The following is a 20,161-nucleotide window of genomic DNA, read 5'->3' on the forward strand; positions in this document are numbered from 1 at the left end:
CAGGCGGCCGCTGGCGGCGTTGCGGGAAAGCCCAAGTACAACCCGGTACGAGCGGCTTTCCCGCGCCTTGCCAGCGACCACCTGGATCCACGGACAAACGACCCACTTCACCTTGACGGGGCACTAGGAGAGCCGGGGAGCGCCCTCGTCGAAAGGCGCTCGATGACCTCTGATCTCAGCTCCGATCTCGTCTCCAGACTGCGTGCCGTCGGGTGCGTCTTCGCGGAGGACGAGGCACGGCTGCTCCTCGAAGCGGCCACCACCCCACTCGAGCTCGCCACCATGGTCGACCGGCGCGCGGCCGGGGTGCCGTTGGAACACGTGCTCGGCTGGGCCGCGTTCCTCGGCCTGCGCATCGCCGTCGACCCGGACGTGTTCGTCCCGCGCAGACGCACGGAGTTCCTTGCCCGGCAAGCGATCCGTCGCGCCGGCCGCGGTGCGGTCGTCGTGGACCTGTGTTGCGGCACCGGCGCGGTGGCGGCGGCGGTCGCCGTCGCGGTGCCGGGTGTCGACCTGTCCGCCGCCGACATCGAGCCCGCCGCGGTCCGGTGCGCCCGGCGCAACGTGCACGGCGCGGTGTATGAGGGCGATCTGTACGACGCGCTGCCCATCAGGCTGCGGGGACGGATCGACGTGCTGGTCGCGAACGTGCCGTACGTGCCGTCGAACGAGGTGGCACTGCTGCCGCCGGAGGCGCGGATGTACGAGCCGCTGGTGGCCCTCGACGGCGGCGCCGACGGGCTTGACGTGCTGCGCAGGGTGGCGCAGGGCGCCGGGGAGTGGCTCGCGCCTGGCGGTCACCTGCTGTCCGAGACGAGCACGCGCCAGGCTTCCGCCGCCGGGGACGTGCTGAGCGCCGCCGGACTCATGCCCGAGGTGACCACCGACGACGACCTCGCGGCGACCGTGGTGATCGGGAGGTGTGCCGGATGAGCCGACTGATCCCCTGCTCGGCACGCGATCAGCGTTCGATCAACTATGGGTGTCACATCGTGTCCGCGCGCCAACACCAATCGTGTGAAGCGTCCCCCGTTTCGGCGGTACAGCCGCCGGCGGGTTCCTCCTACCCTTGCTTGCTGGAGGTTGCCCGTTGACCAGTACCGAACATGGGCGGCGCAAGTACGACGCGCTCGCCGACCGCTACGAGGAGATCTACTTCTACGTCGCTGACCTGGGGCGAGATCTGGTGTCGTACGCCGCGCCGCCACCGGGTGCGCGAGTGCTGGACGTCGGCGCCGGGCGGGGCGCGGTGGCCAGGGCGGCACTCGCGCGCGAGTGCGTGGTGACGGCCGTCGACGCGTCGGCGGGCATGGTGGCCCGGCTCGCCGACGACCACCCGGAGATGGTGGTGCGTCAGCAGGACGCGGGCATGCTCGACTTTCCCGACGGTTCGTTCGGCGTGGTGACCGCGGGGTTCCTGGTCCAGGTGCTCACGGAGCCGGAGACCGCGCTGGCGGAGTTCCACCGCGTGCTCGCGCCCGGCGGCATGGTGGCGCTGTCGCTCGAACGGCAGACGGTCGGCCGCCTCGGCTGGCTCCACGACCTGAACCGCGAGTACTTCGGCGGCGGCAACGGCAGCGCCGACGAACCGCTGTCCCCGGACCGGTTGGACGAACTGCTGACCTCGGCTGGTTTCGCGACCCCGGAACGAACCCTGGTGAAGATCCCGAAACACCTGGCGGACCCTGGCGCACTGTGGGACTGGCTGGCCATCCAGGGCGTCCCGGAAGCCCTGGACGCACTGCCGACAGGAGAAGCGGTCACCTTCCGCGAGCGTTTCTTCCGAGGCGCGGAGGAAATGCACAACACCGGCGGCATAACCCTGGAATTCGCCGCCACCCTCCACACCACCACCCGCCGCTTACCCCCGGGGTCAGCGGCGGGTGAGGGCTACCACTGAGCGCAGGGCATCCGCTGCCGTTCTTATTGCTTCCTCCGGGACCCCGCGACGGCGGTGACGGCGGACGTGTCGGGCGCCAGGATGCTGACGCTCGTCGTCACGGACGGCGGCGACGGCAAGAACTTCGACCACGCCGACTGGGCGAACGCCCGCCTGACCTGCCAGGGGTGACGGAGGGGCCCGGCTCTCCCGTGTGCCGGTTCCGCGGTCATGATGGTCGCGATAGCCGTGGTGGCGGTCGTCGTCGGCCGGCGAATCGGACCTCGTAAAATCGACCGGTCAACCAACGAGAAGGGGGATGCCCGTGACCGCGCAGGTCGAGACGCTCGAGTTCCAGTCAGAGGCACGCCAGCTGCTCCAGCTGATGATCCACTCGGTGTACTCGAACAAGGACACCTTCCTGCGTGAGCTGATCTCGAACGCCTCTGACGCGCTCGACAAGCTCCGGCTGGAGGCCTACCAGAACAAGGATCTCGACGTCGACACGTCGGATCTGCACATCGAGCTCTCGGCGGATCCCGTCGCCCGCACGCTCACCGTGCGCGACAACGGCATCGGCATGAGCCGCGACGAGGTGATCAGCCTCATCGGCACCATCGCCAAGTCCGGTACCGCGGAGTTCCTGGAGAAGCTGAAGGAGTCCAAGCAGTCCGAGGACCTCATCGGGCAGTTCGGCGTCGGTTTCTACTCGAGCTTCATGGTCGCCGACAAGGTCACGCTCACCACCCGCAAGGCGGGCACGAGCGAGGGCGTGCGCTGGGAGTCGGAGGGCGCGGGCACCTACACGGTCGAGCCGGTCGAGGACGCCCCGCAGGGCACCACCGTCACGCTGCACCTCAAGCCGGAGGACACCGAGGACCGGCTGTACGACTACACGGCCACGGCCAAGCTGACCGAGATCGTCAAGCGGTACTCGGACTTCATCACCTGGCCCGTCCGCATCGGCGAGGACACGCTGAACTCGATGAAGGCCCTCTGGGCGCGCTCTGACGCGACCGAGGAGGAGTACACCGAGTTCTACAAGCACATCAGCCACGACTGGCAGGCGCCGCTCGAGACGTTCCGGCTGCAGGCCGAGGGCACCTTCGAGTACCAGGCCCTGCTGTTCCTGCCCGCCAAGGCGCCGTTCGACCTGTTCATGCGGGAGCGCAAGCGCGGCGTGCAGCTGTACGTCAAGCGCGTGTTCATCATGGACGACTGCGAAGCGCTGATGCCCGAGTACCTGCGGTTCGTCAAGGGTGTCGTCGACGCGCAGGACCTGTCACTGAACGTGTCGCGGGAGATCCTCCAGCAGGACCGCCAGATCGAGCGCATCCGGCGGCGGCTGGTGAAGAAGGTGCTGCAGACGGTCAAGGCACTGCCGGAGGAGAAGTACCGGACGTTCTGGGAGGAGTTCGGCAAGGCGATCAAGGAAGGCCTGCTGGACGACACGGAGAACCGCCAGGCGATCCTGGAGATCTGCTCGTTCGACTCCACGCACTCGGCCGAGGAGCAGACCAGGATCGCGGAGTACGTCGAGCGGATGAAGGACGGTCAGGAGGAGATCTACTTCCTGACCGGTGAGTCGCGCACGGCGGTCGAGAACTCGCCGCACCTGGAAGCGTTCCTGGCCAAGGGTTACGAGGTGCTGATCCTCACCGACCCCATCGACGAGATGTGGGTCGACGCCGTCGGCGAGTTCGGCGGCAAGAAGTTCCAGTCGATCGCCAAGGGCCAGGTCGACCTGGAGGACGAGCAGGATCCCGCGGTCAAGGAGGAGTTCGACGGCCTCCTCACCTGGCTGAAGTCCACTTTGGACGAGCAGGTGAAGGAGGTGCGGCTCTCGTCGCGGCTCACCACCTCGCCCGCGTGCATCGTCGGGGACACCTTCGACCTGACGCCGACGCTGGAGAAGATGTACCGGTCGATGGGGCAGGCGCTGCCGCCGATCAAGCGGATCCTGGAACTGAACCCGAAGCACGAGTTCGTGATCGCACTCCGGGACGCGCAGGCGGCGGAAAAGCAGGACCTGGCGGAGGTCGCCGAACTGCTCTACGGCATGGCCCTGCTCGCGGAGGGCGGCGACCTGGCCGACCCGTCGCGCTTCACGAAGCTGATGGCCACGAGGCTGTCGAAAACCCTGTGATACTACGGCGTTTCACCCCGGCGGACGTCGAGCCGCGTGCATGGCGACGCCGGGGTGAAACGCCACATGGGCGCTACCGGCGAAGAGTGCCCGTGAACCAGTTCGCCGCCTGAACGGCCACTTCCTCCAGCGTGCCCGGTTCCTCGAACAGGTGCGCCGCACCCGGCACGACGCGCAGCTCCGACGGTGCGGCCAGCACCCTGCGGGCCCGCTCGTTCAGGTCGGCGACCATCGGGTCCAGCTCGCCAACGATCAACAGTGTCGGGGCCCGCACCTGGGTCAGCGCCGGGCCAGCCAGGTCCGGTCGCCCGCCGCGCGACACGACGGCTCGCACGGCGCCGGGCCGGGTCGCCGCGGCCACGAGTGCCGCCGCGCCGCCGGTGCTCGCGCCGAACAGGCCAAGTGGCAGTTCGGCCGTCGCGGGATCCGTGGTCATGCGGTCGATCGCGCCGACCAGCCGTTCGGCCAGCAGCCCGATGTCGAACCTCGGGCCACCGTCGGCGCGGTCCTCGGCGCTGGTCAGCAGGTCCATCAGCACGGTCGCGAGGCCGTGGCGGTTCAGCTCCTCCGCGACGGCGCGGTTGCGCGGGCTGTGCCGCGAGCTGCCGCTGCCGTGCGCGAACAGCACCATCCCGACCGCCCCGTGGGGCACGACCACGTCGGCGTCCAGGTGCGCGCCCGCGGTGTCCAGCACCACCTGCGTCATGACTGCGTCCTCCTCCGGGTCACCGGTCGGCCTACCCGTGGGGATGGTCGCTAAACGGGTGACACGTCCCGCAGCAACGCCCGCAACGCGGACAGCACTAGCGCCTCATAAGAGGGAGGCAGTCACCGTGATCGGTACCCGCCCCGGTCCACGGGGATAGCACTGCTTGTCATCGCCAACGAGGCCCGCCGCTGCTGCTCCTCGCCGTGCGCCCACCGCGCAAGTGTCGCCGCACGCCGCTCTCACCCGCACGGGGACGGCACAGGGCTGGCCCCCCTCTCGACCGCCTGTTACGGTCCGCGACCGAACGAGCGACAGCCGTGACGGTTAGTGAGAGGATTTCGGGAAATGCCAGGTAGGCGAGTCGGCATGATTCGATGGTCAGCGAGCGTGCTGTGCGGCCTGCTGGCCGGCCTCGCCGTCGGGGGCGGCTCCCTGGCCGCCGCCCAGCCCACCCCGGGTGACGAGGTCTTCGCCTGGGGTGACGACCGCGACGGGCAGACCGATGTGCCGCCCTCGCTGATCGGCAGGACCGTCACCGCCATCTCCGCCGGCGGCTATCACAGCCTGGCGTTGACGTCCGATGGCCAGGTCACCGCCTGGGGCTACAACAACAACGGCCAGATCGATGTGCCGCCCTCGCTGATCGGCAGGACCGTCACCGCCATCTCCGCCGGGCGCTATCACAGCCTGGCGTTGACCTCCGATGGCCAGGTCACCGCCTGGGGTGACAACACCGACGGTCAGACAGCTGTGCCGGACTCGCTGATCGGTAGGACCGTCACCGCCGTCTCCGGCGGCGGCTTTCACAGCCTGGCGTTGACCTCCGATGGCCAGGTCACCGCCTGGGGTTACAACACCGACGGTCAGACAGCTGTGCCGCCCTCGCTGATCGGCAGGACCGTCACCGCCATCTCCGCCGGCGCCATTCACAGCCTGGCGTTGACCTCCGATGGCCAGGTCACCGCCTGGGGTGACAACGACGACGGTCAGACAGCTGTGCCGGACTCGCTGATCGGCAGGACCGTGACCGCCATCTCCGGCGGCGCCTTTCACAGCCTGGCGTTGACCTCCGATGGCCAGGTCACCGCCTGGGGCTACAACAACAACGGGCAGGGCGTCGTGCCTGCCGCGCTGGCCGGCCGTACCACCCTGGCGTTCGACGCCGGCGACTCCCATAACCTGGCGATCACGAGGGTCGCCCCGCCGGTGATCACCACCAACCCCGCCAACCAGACCGCCGCACCCGGCGACAACGTCACCTTCACCGCCGACGCCACCGGCTACACCACCGTCCAATGGCAACGCTCCACCGACAACGGCGCCACCTGGACCGACATCCCCGGCGCGACCACGACCACCCTCACCCTCACCGCGGTCACCACCACCGACAACGGCACCCAGTACCGGGCCGCGTTCAGCAACACAGGCGGCACCGTCAACACCACCCCCGCCACCCTGACCGTCACCCCAACCGGCAACGGTGACGCGGGTGGCGGCGGAACCGAACCCGCCGCCACCAGCGGACCCGAACTCGCCGCCACCGGCACCCCCCTGCACACCCTGCTCGCCCTCGCCATCACACTCCTCATCGCCGGCACAGCAATGCGATCACGGCCGCGGACTCGTCGTGATCCGAGCTGACCCCACCGCCAAGACAGACACACCAGTTGCTCGAGCGCTGGGCACTAGTCGCTGACCCACAGGGCCAGTAGGCCGCGGAAGTGCGCGACGAACCGGTCGTGCTCGGACACCGGGTAGGTCGAACGCACCGTGGCCACCAGTAGTTCGTCGAACGCGGGCGAGGTCACCCAGTCCCGCACCAGGTCGTCCACATGCGACAGCGCGGTCGCGCAGAACTCGTGGTAGCGCTCGGTTTCGAAGTAGTCGTCGGCCAGGTTCCGGTACTCGGCCAGTTTCTCGGCGTAGGTCCGGTCCGAGTCGGCCACCTCGAAGTAGTTGCGGGTGTCCAGGTCCAGCTTCGCCGCGCGGCCCGACACCGCGCAGAACACCGACCACTTCAGCAGGGAGCCGATCGCCCACGGGAAGTAGTAGTGCAGCGACGTGATCGAGATGTCCGGGCACGCGTTCGCGTAGTCGATCGGGTGCACGGCGCCGTCCACGACGAGGCTCTCGCACGAGTTGAACTCCCAGCGGAAGAACGCGTTGATCAGCCGTGAGATCGTCAGCACCTCCTCGCCCGCCTCTGGGGAGAGGAACGCGTGGTCCACCGCGTACCGGTTGTGCATCGGCTCATCGGGCTGGAACTTCATCACCATGCTGTCCGGCCCGATGGTCAGCGACCGCGCGAACACGTCGTAGCCCTCGACCGACGCCTGCAGGTGCATCAGCATCTCGCCGGACTCGTCGTAGGCCCTGTGCAGCGTGCGCGGGTCCTTGACGCGGGACACGCCCCGCCACGCGCCGCCGTCGTAGGGCTTCATGTACAGCGGATAGCCGATCCGCTCCGCGATCTCGTCCAGGTCGAACTGCTGGTTGTACTTCTGCGCGGTGTAGGCGTACCTGGCGTTGTCGACGGGGTTCTTGTACGGCACCAGCCACGTGTCCGGCACCTTGAGCCCCAGCCGGATCATCGCGCAGTACGCGGCGTGCTTCTCCATGGACTGGAACGTGAACGGGCTGTTCAGCAGGTACACGCCGTCCATCAGCGCGATCTTCTTCAACCACTCGCGCGGCACGTAGTACCAGTACGCGAGCCGGTCGATCACCAGGTCGTACCTGGGCCTGGCACGCAGGTCGAACGGCTCGATCGTGATCCGCTCGGTGTGCAGGGTGTGCTCGGCGCCGTTCGCCCGCACCGGGCCGAGCCTGCGCACCAGCTCCTCGAACGCACGCGGCCAGTCCTCCTCGGTGCCCAGCAGGAGGCCGAGTAGGTGTTCCGTACGGTCCACGGGGATGCTCCTCAACAGAACCGGGGGAGGTGGTGGGCGAGCTGAGCCCGCCATGACGGCCAGTCGTGGGGCACGTCGTGGCCCCACACGTCCAGCTCGCAACGCAAACCCTTGTCCTGCACCAGGTGCGCGAACGCCTTGGTGGACGGCAGGGAGCCGGTCGTGTCCTCCCACTGGCCCTGGCCGACGACCAGCATGAGAGACAGCCGCGACCGCAGCCAGTCGAGGTGGCCGCCGTTCAGGTTCGGCACGAAGTCGAAGGGGTTGGTGAAGTAGGCGGCGTCGCCGCGCTCGCCCCACGCCCGCCACGTCGACGGGTCGTAGTTGCCGGACATGCCGATGGCCAGCGGGAACAGGTCCGCGCGCCGCAGCGCGAACAGCACCGCGTGGAACGCGCCGAGCGAGCAGCCCACGGTGGCGATCTCGGTGAACCCGCCGCAGTCGCGGTGGATCGCGGGCACGACGTCGTCCAGGATCCACGACTCGTACACGCCGTGGTGGTGCGCGCGTTCCTCGAGCGGGATCGACTGGTTCGACCACGACGCCGCGTCGTGCGAGTCGACGCTGTACAGCTTGACCCGGCCGTCCTCGATCAGCGGGCGGATCCCGTCGAGCATGCCGTTCGCCTCGAAGTCCCATGCCCGGCCCTGCTCGGAGGGGAACACGAGGAAGGGTCTGCCGTAGTGCCCGTACGCGATGACGGTGCCGCCGCCGATGTCGTACTGGTCGCGGCGCATCAGTCGCACCACACCGCGCGGAGGAGGCCAGTGAGCGCCGGGTCGAACGCGTCGCGCCACGCGACGTAGTTGTGCGCGTCGGGGACCTCGACGAGCCGCGCGTCGTAGCCCTGCTTGGTGAGGGTGGTGGCCATCTGCCGGTTGTTCGCGAGGTTCTCCTCTGCCGTGCCGCACGTCATGATCACCGGGACGGTCTCGTACGGCACCGTCCGCAGCACGTCCGCCACGTACACGCTGACCTGCCCGAACCGGCCGAACCGGTGTTGCTCCTGCGGGTCGAGGTCCACGGTGAGGAACGACGCCGACTGCAGGAACAGCGCGCCGAACAGGCCGGGCAGCACCCGCTGCGCGTGCAGCATGGCGAGCCCGCCGAGGCTCGCGCCCATGCCGGCCACCGGCCCGGTGATCGCGAACATCGCACGCAGCAGGGGCAGGACGCGCTGGTGCAGCGTCGCCGCGTACCGGGGGTTGGCCGCGTACTCGTCGTCGCGGTCCCCCGGGGCGAGCAGCGCGACCCGAAAGGGCGGCAGCTCCCCGGAAGCGGTCATCGCGGCCGCGTAGCCGATCAGGCCGGCGAGCCGGTCGTACTCGGGGCCGTCGTGCGCGACGAGCAGGGGCAACGGCTCGTCGGCGGCCGCGGGGGACCAGATCCGGACGTGGACGTCCCGGCCGAGCAGCGGAGCGGGCACGGCCAGGTCGGTCACCTCGCCGGGCGCACGGTCCTCGGCCAGCCACTTCGGCGGCGCGTAGCCGGGGAACTCGACCACCGACTTGTCGCCGAACGCGCCCGGTGCGCGCCGCGGGTTGGCGGGGTCGCAGATCTCCTCGTCGTGCCCGTCGCGGTGGTGCAGGCGGAACCGGTACTCCATGCGATGGGCAGGCGGGCGGGGAAGTTCGAGGCGCCACAACCCGTCGGCGAACTCGAAGTCGACGTCCGCGCCGGGGAGTGACATCGCGGGCAGCAGCCGGGTGGCGTTCAGCGCCGAGTCGGCGTCCGGCAGCCGGAACACGACGGAGTCGTCGGTGACGAGCGGCTCCGACGTGGCGATCATTCACCCATCGAAGCCACCGTCCACACGTGAAGTCAAGGCCGCCGGTCCGGACGTGCCGTCACGGTGCCAGGGCCTCGATGATCTCCATCGCCAGGTCGGCGGCCCTTTCCGGTGCCTCGTCGGGACCGCCGACATGCTCGTGCCAGTTCAGGTCGTAGAACAGTTCCGTGACCCCCTGATCGCCGAGCCACGCGGCGTCCGCGCGGATCTCGTCCCAGGAGCCGCTGAGCCTGCCCTCCCTCGGCCCTGGCCGGACCACGCCCCGCACGACCACCCTGACCTTCGCCGGGTCGGGCGCGGCACCCCGCACGACCGCGATGTCCTCGGCGATGCGGTCGAGGTCGGTGGCGCTGCGGCTCATCCAGCCCGCCGCCAGCCGGCCCGCGCGTGCCAGTGCGGGCCGCGCGACCCCGCCAAGGAGGATCGGCGGGCCGCCCTGTTGCACGGGCCTTGGACGCATCCGGCTGGGCGGGACCTGGTAGAACTCGCCGTCGAAGCTCGCCGGGTCGTCGTTCCACAGCGTGCGCAGCACCCGGACGTACTCCTCGGCGCGGGCACCCCGGCGGGCGTGGGAGGCGCCGGTGGCCGCGAACTCGACATCCGACCACCCGGTGCCCAGACCGAGGTCGAAGCGGCCCCCGGACAGCACGTCGAGGGTCGCGGCCTGCTTGGCCAGGTACACCGGCGACACGAACGGCAGGTTCACGAGCGCGACGCCCAGGCGGATGCGCGAGGTGTGCGCGGCCACGAAACCCAGTGGCAGCAACGGGTCCATGACGCTCTGGTAGACGGGGTCGAGCCGGTCGCCGACGCCGACGAGTAGCCGCTGGAACGTCCACAGCGAGTCGTAGCCGAGTTCCTCGGCCAGGACCGCCACCCTGGTCAGCGTGTCCGGCGATGCCCACGCGCCGGCCACCGGCGCGCCAAGTCCGATCTTCATCTCCCCAACGTAAGGGAAGTCCGCCCTGACCGCCGGTGCGCCGCGTGACGAAAACGGGAAGGCCCGCCCGGAACGATCTCCGGGCGGGCCTTCCCTTGCTCAACTCAGAGCTTCGCGCACTGACCCGTTGCCAGGCCGCGCACGGTGTTCTTCCTTCCGTCGTTGCCCGGGGCCGGGTTGTTGGCCGCACACGCGAGCAGGCCGGTCATCCGGTTGCCCGCGACGACCGCCGGACCACCCGTGTTGCCGATCAGCGACACCGGGCCGGTGATCGTCGAGGTGTCGACCCGCACGCCCGCCCTGTTGGTGACGAGCGTTGCCGTGCCGGTGATCTTGGCCTGGTCGAGCACGGCCGGACCGGTGGCACCGGTGACCGTCACCAGGCCGAAGACCTGCGTGCCGTGCACCTCGAACACGTCGGGCCGGGTGGCCGTCACGGAACCGGCGATCAGGCCGCCGTCCACGATCAGCGACGCACCCGGCTTCACCGTCACCGGGCCGAAGATCGTGGCACCGTCCACACAGGTCAGTCCGGTCGAGACGGTGACCCCGCCGAACCGCATGCCGGTGATCGTCGTGTCGCACGACGGGCCAGGCTGGCCGATCGACGACCTCGGTGCCGGGTCCGCGGTGATCGGCGAGTTGGCGCCGATGTACGCGGTCAGCATCGTCAGGTCGTTGTCGCCCGTCGTGGCCGGGTTCGTGCCGCCGCCCAGCGTGGTGAAGTTGTCGCCACCCGAGGCCAGGAACGAGTTCACCGTCACCCGGTAGGTCGCCGCCGGATCGATCGGCTGACCGTTCAGCGACATCGACGTGATGCGCTGTCCCGCCGGGTTGTCCGGCAGGTAGGTGTAGGTGAACCCGGCGGACACTCCGAGGTGCAGCTTCGGCCGCGAAGCACCGGCTGGCTGCCACTGCTCCTCCAGCACCTGCTTGATCTCCGCACCCGTGTACGACTTCGTCACCACGTCGTTCGAGAACGGCTGCACCGAGAACGCCTCGGCGTAGGTGACGACACCGTCCGGCGCGTACAGCAGGTCGGCCCGCAGCCCGCCCGGGTTCATGAACGCGATCTGCGCCCCGCCCCGGCCCGGGTCCTTGGTGCCGGCCAGCTGCACGTCGGCGACGAAGTTGCCGAGCACCGACTCCGCACCCCGGTCCTCGGCACCCGCCGAGGTGAACGCGCGCTTGATGTCGCCGGCGATCGAGCCGAGCGGCTCCTTGCCCAGCTCCTCGGCGTTCGTCTTGGCCTGCGCGACCAGTGCCGCGACCTCGGGGTCACTCGGCGCGCCGGTCACGTCGATCAACTCGGCGGTCGACGAGATGACCGTCCTGGTCGCCGGGTCGATCGACAGCGTGGCCCTGCCCAGCTTCACGCCGTAGTCCTCGGCCTGGATGACCGGGCGGGTCCTGTCCGTGCCCGGCACCGGGATCTGGAAGGCGTAGGGCTGGTGCGTGTGCCCGGACAGGATCGCGTCGATGTCCGCGCTGACCCGCGTGAAGTCACCGAAGACCGGGTCGTTTCGCAGATCCTCGACGGAACCGATGTTCTCGGTCGCCGCGCCCTCGTGCGCGAGCAGCACGACCACGTCGGCCTCACCGTTGGCCTCGTCGCCGTCCTTGAGCTGTGCGGCGACGCCTTCCGCCTCGGCCACCGGGTCGCGGAACGTCAGGCCCGCGATGCCGTCGGGACTCACCAGCGACGCCGTCTGCTCGGTCACCACACCGACGACGCCGACCCGCACACCGGCCACGGTCCGCACGTCGTACGCGGGCAGCACCCGCTCGTCGCCCCGGTACACGTTCGCGCCGAGGTACGGGAAGTCCGCCCGGTCGGTCACCCGGCCGGACAGGTCCGCGAAGCCCTTGTCGAACTCGTGGTTGCCGACCGCCGCGGCGTCGAGCCCCATCAGGTTCAGCGCGTCGAGCGTCGGGTTGTCCTGGTCGATGGCCGAGATGAACGTCGACGCGCCGATGTTGTCACCGGCCGACAGGAACAGCGTGTTCGGGTTCTCGTCCCGCAGCTGGTTCACCAGCCCCGCGAGCTGCGCGGCCCCACCGACGCCCGCCGACGGCGGCTCGAGCCTGCCGTGGAAGTCGTTGATGCCCAGGATCTGCAGGTCCACCGGACCGACGGCGCCGGTGTTGAGACCGATCACCTTCGGGTTGTGGTCACTCGCCCGGTACGGGTCCGGTGCGTAGAAGTCCGGGTGACCGTCGTACTCGAACGCGAACGACTCGTGCGAGTTGATCTGCCACACGTCCACCCCGGTCACCCGGCTCGCCAGCGACGGCGTCGCGATCCCGTGGTCGAGCGAACCGGACTCACCGCCGAACACGTAGCTCGCCTCACCGTTGGACAGGTCCTGGAACGAGGCGGCGTAGAAGGCCTTCATCGGGTCTTCTTGCGTGTAGGCGTTGAAGTCGCCGAGCAGCAGCACGTCGTCGCTGCCCGAGGACGCCTTGAGCGCGTCGACGAACGCGATCGTCGACCGCGCCTGCCGGATCCGGTCGCCGTTGAACGCGCCCTGACCGTCCCCGATGTCGGCGTTGTCGCCGGTCGCGGAGTCCGATGGGGACTTGGACTTCAGGTGGTTGGCGACCACGGTGAACGTGGCATCACCCGAGGTGAACGTCTGCGCGATCGGCTCACGCGCGTTGAACCACACCGTCTCGTCGTTGATCGTCTGCGCGTCGCCATCCTGGGTCACGGTGGCGGGCTTGAAGATGATCGCGGTCGTGATGAAGTCCTGCTGCGCGGCGGCAGGCAGGTTCGCGGGCGAGCGCACGTAGTCCCACGTGCCAGCGCCGTCCTTGGCGTTGAGCGCGTTCACGAGCCGCTTCAGCGCCATCTGCGGGTCGTTCGCCTCGAAGCGGACCGAGTTCTCGATCTCCTCGAGGGCGATCACGTCGGCGTCCAGCGCGGAGATCGCGGAGACGATCTTGGCTTCCTGCTTGGCGAGCCCCGCCTCGTCGTCCGCGCCGCGGGCGTCGCCGCCGAAGTGCACGAAGTAGTTGAGCACGTTGAAGCTCGCGACGCGGAGGTCGCCACCGACGTCCTCCGGCGCCGGGGTGCGCGGGTTGGTCGTCTTGAACGTGGTCCGCTGCAGCTCCGGGGTCGTCGCGGTCACCGGGTTGGCCGGTTGCAGCCGCCACTCGTTGAACCCGTACGACAGCACGCCCGGCGCGAACGCCTCCACCTGGTCACCGACGCGCAGCGGCGCGCCCGGGTACACGTAGGGCGGCAGCTGGCCCGCGCTCGACAGGTTCACCGACGAGCCGTCGTCGAGCAGCAGGCGCCGCAGCTTGTTGTCGGCGGCCTTCGCCTGTGCCTCCGGCGTGCCGGGGCGGAACAGGTCGGTCGGGATCGTCGCGGCCTCGTCACCGGCGGCGAGGACGACCTCGCCGAAGCGGTTGGTGTTGTAGACCTCGGAGACCGTGTACGCGCCGACCGGCGCGACGAGCATCGACTCGACGGACTCGCGGGCGGCCGGGTCGAGCGGCAGGGTCAGCGCGGCGGGCGTCGGCAGGGTCGCGTCGTGCGCGCACACCTGGAAGTCCGTCCTGGCGCCGATCGTGACCTCGGTCAGGCCGTTGAACTCGCTGACCACGCCACGGACCCGCACCTCGTCGCCGACGGCGACGTCCGGGTGGTTGGCCGCGTTGGTGGTCAGGTAGACGAACACGCCGTCCGACGCGGTACCCGCCGAGGGGGCGCGGTCGCCGGAGCCCTCGGTCTGGACGTAGACGCCGTTGTAGCCGCCGGTGCCGTGGTCCGCGGTGACGACACCGGAGATGACGACCTGGCTGCCGGACAGCGGCGAGACGTCGGTGGTGCCCTGGACTTCCGCGATGGAGTTGGTTGGCGTGATGTCGCAGCCGACCGGGTCCGGGTCGGGGTCGCCGCCGCCGGAGTTACGGGTGCCGAACGTGTTCGGGGCCGCGTCGCGCCACGTGCCGTCGATCTTCTGCAGCGAGTGGCCGACCGGGGTGGCAGAGCCCTCGGCGACGCCGATGTCGGTGGCGGCCGTGCCGTTCGCTGGGCCACCGGTGGCGGTCAGCGGGCCCTCGTAGGAGAGGAACTCCGCGACCGTGCCGTCCGGGCGGACGAGCGCGACGGCGTCGGGGGAGCCGTTCTGGAGGCCGTCGACCGGGTAGGTCGCGACGACCACACCCGCTTCGGGGACGGCGCCCGCGAGCGTGCGGGTGTTGTACACCGCGCCGCCGTTGCCGTTGTACGGGGCGAGCTGCCAGCCGGTGAGGTCGAAGCCGACGGGTGCCTCGATCTCCAGCGCCTCGCCGGTGTCCGCTCCGACGTTGTCGTAGTGGATCTCACTGAGGGCCGGGGCGGTCGGTTCGGCCGCCTGTGCGGTCGAGGCACTGACGGCGGCGACCGTCGCGATCGCGGTCAGCGCTCCGACGACTTGGAGCGAACGGACACGTCTACTACTGGGCATCGGGCCTCCATCAGGCGGAAAGAACCTGCCGGAGCCTAGGGGTGAATGGTGTCCGGAAAAATGCGCGCAGATGTACGTTGCGCGATTGTTAGGCGGGTGCCGGAATTTGTTGGCACACAACGGAGTCGCCTGGATACGGCTGGTTACCTCGGTATGTGTCCATCGCCACGGTAAGGAGTCGCGGCATTGTTCGGGCAGCGTTTTCGAATATGCCGAACGGCGTAATGCACTCGTTTTTTCGGCGGCAGACGATCTTGTCGCCCCTCCGGGCAGACATCAGATGTCTTGGTGGAACTTTCTCGTTCATGACGTCCGAATGGCCGCTTGACGTTCTCGAGACCTCGGATGTTAACTGCTTGTGAAACACCCTGCTGTCTCTTTCGGATCCACCCCTGCACCGAGAGAGGACCGAGTCGTGCGCACCGTTGCCAAGGCTCTCCTTGTCGCGTCCGCGGCCGTCGCCGTCGTCGCGACCCCAATGGCCGCCCCGCCACCGGCGGACGCGGCACCACTGTCGAAGATCCTCGTGTTCTCCAAGACCGCCGGCTTCCGCCATTCCTCGATCGACGAGGGCATTGCCGCGATCACCACGCTGGGCTCACAGAACGGGTTCTCCGTCACCGCCACCGAGGACGCGAACCAGTTCACCACCGCCAACCTGGCCCAGTACCAGGCCGTCGTGTGGCTCTCGACCACCGGCGACGTCCTGAACGACACACAACAGGCCGCCTTCGAGTCCTACGTCCGGGGCGGCGGCGGGTACGTCGGCGTGCACGCCGCCGCCGACACCGAGTACGGCTGGGCCTGGTACGGCGGGCTCGTCGGCGCCTGGTTCGCCTCCCACCCCGCGATCCAGCAGGCGAACGTGCGCGTCGAGACCCACGCACACCCCTCGACCGCGCACCTGCCGTCGACATGGACGCGGACCGACGAGTGGTACAGCTACCGCACCAACCCACGCGCGGCGGTGAAGGTGCTCGCGAACCTCGACGAGTCCACCTACAGCGGCGGCGGGATGGGCGACCACCCCATCACCTGGTGCCAGAACTACCAGGGCGGCCGCGCCTGGTACACCGGTCTCGGTCACACCGAGGAGTCGTACACGGAGTCGAACTTCACCCGCATGCTGCTCGGCGGCATCCAGTGGGCGGGTGGTGCCGTCACCGCGGACTGCTCGGCGCCGAGCGGCGTCACGGACTTGGCACGCGGCAGGCCGGTGACGGTCACGAGCGTCGAGTCCGGCACGTCCCACAACGGCGCCAACGCGGTGGACGGCAACGCGGGCACAAGGTGGAGCAGCGCCTTCGCCGACCCCCAGTCGATCACCGTCGACCTCGGTTCGACCCGCGACCTCCGGCAGGTGCGGCTCGTGTGGGAGACCGCGTACGGCCGCGCGTACCAGATCCAGTTGTCGGACAACAACTCCACCTGGCAGACGGTGTACTCGACGACCACTTCGGACGGTGGCACCGACGAGGCGACCGTCAGCTCGACCGGCCGCTATGTGCGGGTACTCGGCACACAACGCGCCACCCAGTGGGGCTACTCACTCTGGGAACTCGCCGTCCTCGGCTCGTAGGACCGGTGCCGGGCGCGCAGCGCCCGGCACCGCACCCTGCGGGGCATAGTTGGTGTTGCGAAAGCCGCTTTTGGGACGTTCAACCTGGATCCACCGGTTGCGCTTTACCTCCCCGGTTTGCCTCCGGCGGCTCCTTGCCTCACCGGTCTGCCTCCGGCGAGAAGCTCCAGAGGCAAAACCGGCAAGGAGTCCTCGGAAAGCAAGGGACCCTAGCGAGGACGGCCGAAGAAGAGCACGTAGCCGTCACGGTCGGCCACTTCGAACCCGCGCAGACCGTCGTCGGTGTCGGCGAGCGGGGCTTCGAACGGCACGCTGCGCGTGCTCAGTTCGGCGGCAAGCCCGTCTGGGTCCGATACGTGGACGAACGCGTCCCAGCGGGCGTCGGCGTGCAGCTTCCGGTTCGGCACCGCCTCGACGCCCACCGACTTCAGCAGGAACTGCACGCCGTCGCGCCGCACGATCGCGAAGAAGTCGCCGTCGCCGGTGAAGGTGACCTCGAACCCGAGGGCGTCGCGGTAGAACTCCAGTGCCTTCGGCAGGTCGCGTACGACAAAGAAGGGCGACACCGCATCCATCGTGGCCTCCATGCCTCAGCGCGGCGGCGAAGGCCCGCCACCCGGACAACGGTAGAGCCAATTAGGGTCAAGGCCGTGAGCTTCGCCAGGGCGGATGACGGTGTGTCCCTGTACTACGAGGTCAACGGCACCGGGGACGACGTGCTCGTGCTCATCGCCGGGCAGGCCAACAACCACCACTGGTGGGACGTCGCGCGCCAGGACTTCGACGGCCGCTTCCGCACCGTCGTGTTCGACCACCGCGGGACCGGGGACAGCGACAAACCCGAAACCGGCTACCGCACGCGCGGCTTCGCGGCCGACGTACGCGCGATCCTCGACGACATGGGGGTCGAGCGGGCGCACGTGTACGGCACGTCGATGGGCGGCCGGATCGCCCAGTGGCTCGCCGCCGACCACCCCGGCCGGGTGCGGCGGCTCGTGCTCGGCTGCACCTCACCCGGTGGCGTGCACGGGATCGAGCGCAGTGCCGAGGTCCGGCGCTCCCTCGCCCAGCGCGACGCCGCCAAGGCCAGGCAGGCGCTGCTGGACCTCCTGTACACCCCGGACTGGCTCGCCACCCACCACGGCCCGTTCGACACGACGGGTGACCCCGGCATGCCGCCGCACGCGCGGCGCGGGCACTTCACCGCGAGCAAGGAACACGACGGCTGGGACGCCCTCGCCAGGATCACCGCGCCGACGCTGGTGGTCCACGGCGCCGACGACATCTTCAACCCCGCCGCCAACGCACCGCTGATCGCCGACCGGGTCCCCGGCGCGCGCCTGCACCTCATCCCTGGCGCGCGGCACGCCTACTTCGAGGAGTTCCGCGAGGTCGCGAGCCCGCTCGTGCTCGCGCACCTCGGTGGTTGACCGCGTTCGGCGCTCCCTCCCCGTGGCGCCGAACGCGGAGTTCCATCCTCCGTGCGGGGCAACGGTCACACCACCGACAAGCTCTACAGTTCACCTACACAGTCACCGCGTCAGCCGCAGGCCTTCCAGCGCGCGGCCGTGCTCGTGGTGGTCGCCGATCGCGTCCGCGCGGGCCAGTGCCTGCCGGTGCCGTTCGGCCGCCTCCGCACGCTGACCGAGCGCGAGCAGCGTGGTGCCAAGGTCGTTGAGCGTCTCCGCCTCACCGCGCCGGTCGCCGACCGCGCGCAGGCTGGCGAGCGCCTGTTCGAGATGGTCGAGCGCCTCCGCGTGCCTGCCCAGCCGCGCGCACGTCACGCCGAGGTTGCTGCGCACCCCGGCCTCGCCGTAGGGATCGTCCGCCGCGCGGTACAGCGCCTGCGCCCGCTCCTGCTGCTCCAGCGCCTCCTCGTACTGGCCAAGTGAGTGGTGCACGAGCCCCAGGTTGTCGCGGGCCCGCGCCTCGCGCCAGGCGTCGTTCGTCGTGGCCATGTACTCGACGGCCTTGCGGTGGCACGCGAGGGCCTCGTGGTGGCGGCCGAGCCACCGGTAGGCGACGCCCTGGTTCACCAGTGCCCGCGCCTCGCCCGCCCGGTCGCCCTCGGCACGCATCAGTGCCAGCGCCTCCTCGTAGTGCGCGAGTGCCTCCTCGGACCGGCCGAGCCGCCACAACACCACCCCGTAGGTGACCAGCGCGCCGCCGCGTTCGTCCTTCGTCGCCGCCGCCAGCGCGGAGGAGTGCAGCGCGTCCGCCTCCTGGTAGTGCGCGCCGATGCTCAGGTACCGGTACAGGACCCGGGAGAACAGCCCGCTGTGCGCGACCATGCCGACCGCGACGAGGTTCGTGCGCTCGTCGTCCAGCCACGCCAGGGCCGCCGCCCGGTCGGGAAACGTGGGCAGGATCGCCCGGCCCGCGGGCACCACCGGGCGCAGCGCGTGGTCGAACGGCGCGAACTCGTCCATCGCCGCCGACGCCGCGCGCACGTAGTAGTCAGAAAGGCGGGCCGCCGCGTCCGGCTCGTCGTGGAGCAGCGACGCGGCGTACGCACGGAGCAGGTCGTGCATGTCGTACCGGCCCGGCCGGACCTCACGCAGCAGGTGCGCGCGGGCCAGCGTCGCGATCACCGCGCGGGTCTCGCCGAGCGGCGCGTCGAGCAGCGCCGCCGCCGCGTACCCGTCGACGTGCCTGCCGGGGTGCACGGCGAGCAGGCGGAACAGCCGGGCCGCGGCCGAGGGCAGGTGGCGGTAGGACCACGACAGCACCGCGCCCGCGGAGCCGTGCGGGCCGCCGGTGTCCAGCAGCGCCAGCCGGTCCTGCTCGTCGTGCAGCTCACCGACGAGCGTCGCCATCGTGGTGGCCGGGCGGGTGGTGGCGAGCTGCGCCGCGATCCGCAGCGCGAGCGGCAGGCGCGCGCACTGCTCGACCAGTGCCGCCGCGGCCGAGGGCTCTGCGTCCACGCGGGGTCCGATGTGGACACGCAACAACTCGAGCGCGTCGGCCGAGGTCAGCGCGTCCAGCGTCACGCGGTGCGCGCCGTGCCGCACGGTCAGCTCACCGAGCGCGTCCCGGCTCGTCACCACCGCGAGGCTGCCCGGCGCACCGGGCAGCAGGTCGCGGATCTGCTCGAAGTCACGCGCGTTGTCCAGCAGTACCAGCATCTTCCGATCGGCGAGCACCGAGCGGTAGCGGTTCGCGCGCTCGGCCTGCTCGTGCGGGATGTCGGCACTCGCGAACCCGAGGCTGCGCAGGAGCGCGGTCAGCGCGGCCGCGGGGGCGAGCGGCTGGTCCGGGCCATAGCCACGCAGGTCCACGTACAGCTGCCCGTCGGGGAACGCGGACGCGACCCAGTGCGCCCAGTGCACGGCGAGCGCGGTCTTGCCGACCCCGGCGGTGCCGCACACCGCGACGACCGCGGTGGTGAACCCGTGGTCCAGCTCGGCGAGCTCGCCGGTGCGGCCGATGAAGCCGAACGTGTCCGCGGGCAGCTCCTGGGGGCGGTGCCGGGTCGTCGCGTGCTTCGGGTGGCCGCCGCGGCTTGGCGCGGACGCGACGAACGCCGCTCTGGCCTCGTCGCGCAGACCCAGAGCGTCCGCGATCCGGACCACGGTGTCACGGCGGGGAAATCGCCGGTCGCCCCGTTCGAGCGCGCCGACCGCCTGGCTCGACAGCAACGCCCGCTCGGCGAGCGCCTCCTGCGTCAGACCCGCCGCCACCCGGTAATCCCGGAGCAGGTCCGGGAACGAACTGTCCATCAGGTCGCAACCCTCGGCTGGTGGCTCGGATTCC

Annotated in this window: 15 protein-coding genes; 7 read left to right on the forward strand and 8 right to left on the reverse strand. The window is 70.1% G+C overall.

The features are described from left to right. Window positions 1-162 precede the first annotated feature (162 nt). From WBA97_RS35635 to htpG, 4 genes are all read left to right on the forward strand, one after another. Window positions 163-933, forward strand: coding sequence for a putative protein N(5)-glutamine methyltransferase (locus WBA97_RS35635; protein ID WP_424235416.1), 771 nt, complete (start codon window positions 163-165; stop codon window positions 931-933). A gap of 157 nt (window positions 934-1,090) precedes the next feature. Next, complete coding sequence (locus tag WBA97_RS35640; protein WP_424235417.1) at window positions 1,091-1,900, forward strand: class I SAM-dependent methyltransferase; 810 nt, start codon at window positions 1,091-1,093, stop codon at window positions 1,898-1,900. A 9-nt stretch (window positions 1,901-1,909) separates the two neighbouring features. Then, complete coding sequence (locus WBA97_RS35645; RefSeq protein ID WP_424235463.1) at window positions 1,910-2,071, forward strand: NPCBM/NEW2 domain-containing protein; 162 nt, start codon at window positions 1,910-1,912, stop codon at window positions 2,069-2,071. Window positions 2,072-2,204: 133 nt separating this feature from the next. Continuing rightward, a complete protein-coding gene (gene htpG / locus WBA97_RS35650) occupies window positions 2,205-4,025 on the forward strand; it encodes a molecular chaperone HtpG (protein ID WP_424235418.1) in 1,821 nt (606 codons plus the stop codon). 73 nt (window positions 4,026-4,098) lie between these two features. Here the strand turns inward: htpG and WBA97_RS35655 are convergent, their stop codons facing one another. Next, the gene (locus WBA97_RS35655) at window positions 4,099-4,731 is read right to left on the reverse strand and encodes a dienelactone hydrolase family protein (RefSeq protein WP_424235419.1); all 633 of its coding nucleotides are present in this window, start codon (window positions 4,729-4,731) and stop codon (window positions 4,099-4,101) included. 369 nt (window positions 4,732-5,100) lie between these two features. Between WBA97_RS35655 and WBA97_RS35660 the strand changes: the two genes are divergently transcribed. Then, window positions 5,101-6,375, forward strand: a complete 1,275-nt coding sequence (locus tag WBA97_RS35660) for an immunoglobulin domain-containing protein (RefSeq protein ID WP_424235420.1) — start codon at window positions 5,101-5,103, stop codon at window positions 6,373-6,375. 44 nt (window positions 6,376-6,419) lie between these two features. Here WBA97_RS35660 and WBA97_RS35665 read toward each other — a convergent pair whose 3' ends face one another. The 5 genes from WBA97_RS35665 to WBA97_RS35685 form a co-directional block, all read right to left on the reverse strand. Then, window positions 6,420-7,643, reverse strand: coding sequence for an ATP-grasp domain-containing protein (locus WBA97_RS35665; RefSeq protein WP_424235421.1), 1,224 nt, complete (start codon window positions 7,641-7,643; stop codon window positions 6,420-6,422). An 11-nt stretch (window positions 7,644-7,654) separates the two neighbouring features. Beyond that, window positions 7,655-8,380, reverse strand: coding sequence for an esterase family protein (locus WBA97_RS35670; protein ID WP_424235422.1), 726 nt, complete (start codon window positions 8,378-8,380; stop codon window positions 7,655-7,657). Next, window positions 8,380-9,432 (reverse strand): alpha/beta hydrolase, encoded by a 1,053-nt coding sequence (locus tag WBA97_RS35675; RefSeq protein ID WP_424235423.1) that lies wholly within the window; start codon window positions 9,430-9,432, stop codon window positions 8,380-8,382. The genes WBA97_RS35670 and WBA97_RS35675 overlap by 1 nt, the downstream gene beginning before the upstream one ends. Before the next feature lie 58 nt (window positions 9,433-9,490). Continuing rightward, the gene (locus tag WBA97_RS35680) at window positions 9,491-10,372 is read right to left on the reverse strand and encodes a TIGR03619 family F420-dependent LLM class oxidoreductase (protein ID WP_424235424.1); all 882 of its coding nucleotides are present in this window, start codon (window positions 10,370-10,372) and stop codon (window positions 9,491-9,493) included. Window positions 10,373-10,476: 104 nt separating this feature from the next. Next, complete coding sequence (locus WBA97_RS35685; RefSeq protein ID WP_424235425.1) at window positions 10,477-14,829, reverse strand: ExeM/NucH family extracellular endonuclease; 4,353 nt, start codon at window positions 14,827-14,829, stop codon at window positions 10,477-10,479. A gap of 415 nt (window positions 14,830-15,244) precedes the next feature. Here WBA97_RS35685 and WBA97_RS35690 point away from each other — a divergent pair, with 415 nt between their 5' ends. Further along, on the forward strand, window positions 15,245-16,408 hold the full coding sequence (locus tag WBA97_RS35690; protein ID WP_424235426.1) for a ThuA domain-containing protein: 1,164 nt from the start codon (window positions 15,245-15,247) through the stop codon (window positions 16,406-16,408). Between the two features lie 209 nt (window positions 16,409-16,617). Here the strand turns inward: WBA97_RS35690 and WBA97_RS35695 are convergent, their stop codons facing one another. Continuing rightward, entirely contained in the window at window positions 16,618-16,974 is a 357-nt protein-coding gene (locus WBA97_RS35695) for a VOC family protein (RefSeq protein ID WP_424235427.1), read from the reverse strand. A gap of 84 nt (window positions 16,975-17,058) precedes the next feature. Here WBA97_RS35695 and WBA97_RS35700 point away from each other — a divergent pair, with 84 nt between their 5' ends. Beyond that, a complete protein-coding gene (locus WBA97_RS35700) occupies window positions 17,059-17,838 on the forward strand; it encodes an alpha/beta fold hydrolase (protein WP_424235428.1) in 780 nt (259 codons plus the stop codon). Between the two features lie 102 nt (window positions 17,839-17,940). Here WBA97_RS35700 and WBA97_RS35705 read toward each other — a convergent pair whose 3' ends face one another. Continuing rightward, complete coding sequence (locus WBA97_RS35705; RefSeq protein ID WP_424235429.1) at window positions 17,941-20,127, reverse strand: ATP-binding protein; 2,187 nt, start codon at window positions 20,125-20,127, stop codon at window positions 17,941-17,943. Between the last annotated feature and the right edge of the window lie 34 nt (window positions 20,128-20,161).

It is taken from the genome of Actinophytocola sp., assembly GCF_049647105.1.
GTDB lineage: Bacteria > Actinomycetota > Actinomycetes > Mycobacteriales > Pseudonocardiaceae > Actinophytocola.

Excerpts from the sequence above, each read along its gene's own strand:
- WBA97_RS35635 (WP_424235416.1), top strand. The coding sequence starts at position 163 with ATGACCTCTGATCTCAGCTCCGATCTCGTCTCCAGACTGCGTGCCGTC.
- WBA97_RS35655 (WP_424235419.1), bottom strand. The coding sequence starts at position 4,731 with ATGACGCAGGTGGTGCTGGACACCGCGGGCGCGCACCTGGACGCCGAC.
- WBA97_RS35660 (WP_424235420.1), top strand. The coding sequence starts at position 5,101 with ATGATTCGATGGTCAGCGAGCGTGCTGTGCGGCCTGCTGGCCGGCCTC.
- WBA97_RS35670 (WP_424235422.1), bottom strand. The coding sequence starts at position 8,380 with ATGCGCCGCGACCAGTACGACATCGGCGGCGGCACCGTCATCGCGTAC.
- WBA97_RS35675 (WP_424235423.1), bottom strand. The coding sequence starts at position 9,432 with ATGATCGCCACGTCGGAGCCGCTCGTCACCGACGACTCCGTCGTGTTC.
- WBA97_RS35680 (WP_424235424.1), bottom strand. The coding sequence starts at position 10,372 with ATGAAGATCGGACTTGGCGCGCCGGTGGCCGGCGCGTGGGCATCGCCG.
- WBA97_RS35685 (WP_424235425.1), bottom strand. The coding sequence starts at position 14,829 with ATGCCCAGTAGTAGACGTGTCCGTTCGCTCCAAGTCGTCGGAGCGCTG.
- WBA97_RS35705 (WP_424235429.1), bottom strand. The coding sequence starts at position 20,127 with ATGGACAGTTCGTTCCCGGACCTGCTCCGGGATTACCGGGTGGCGGCG.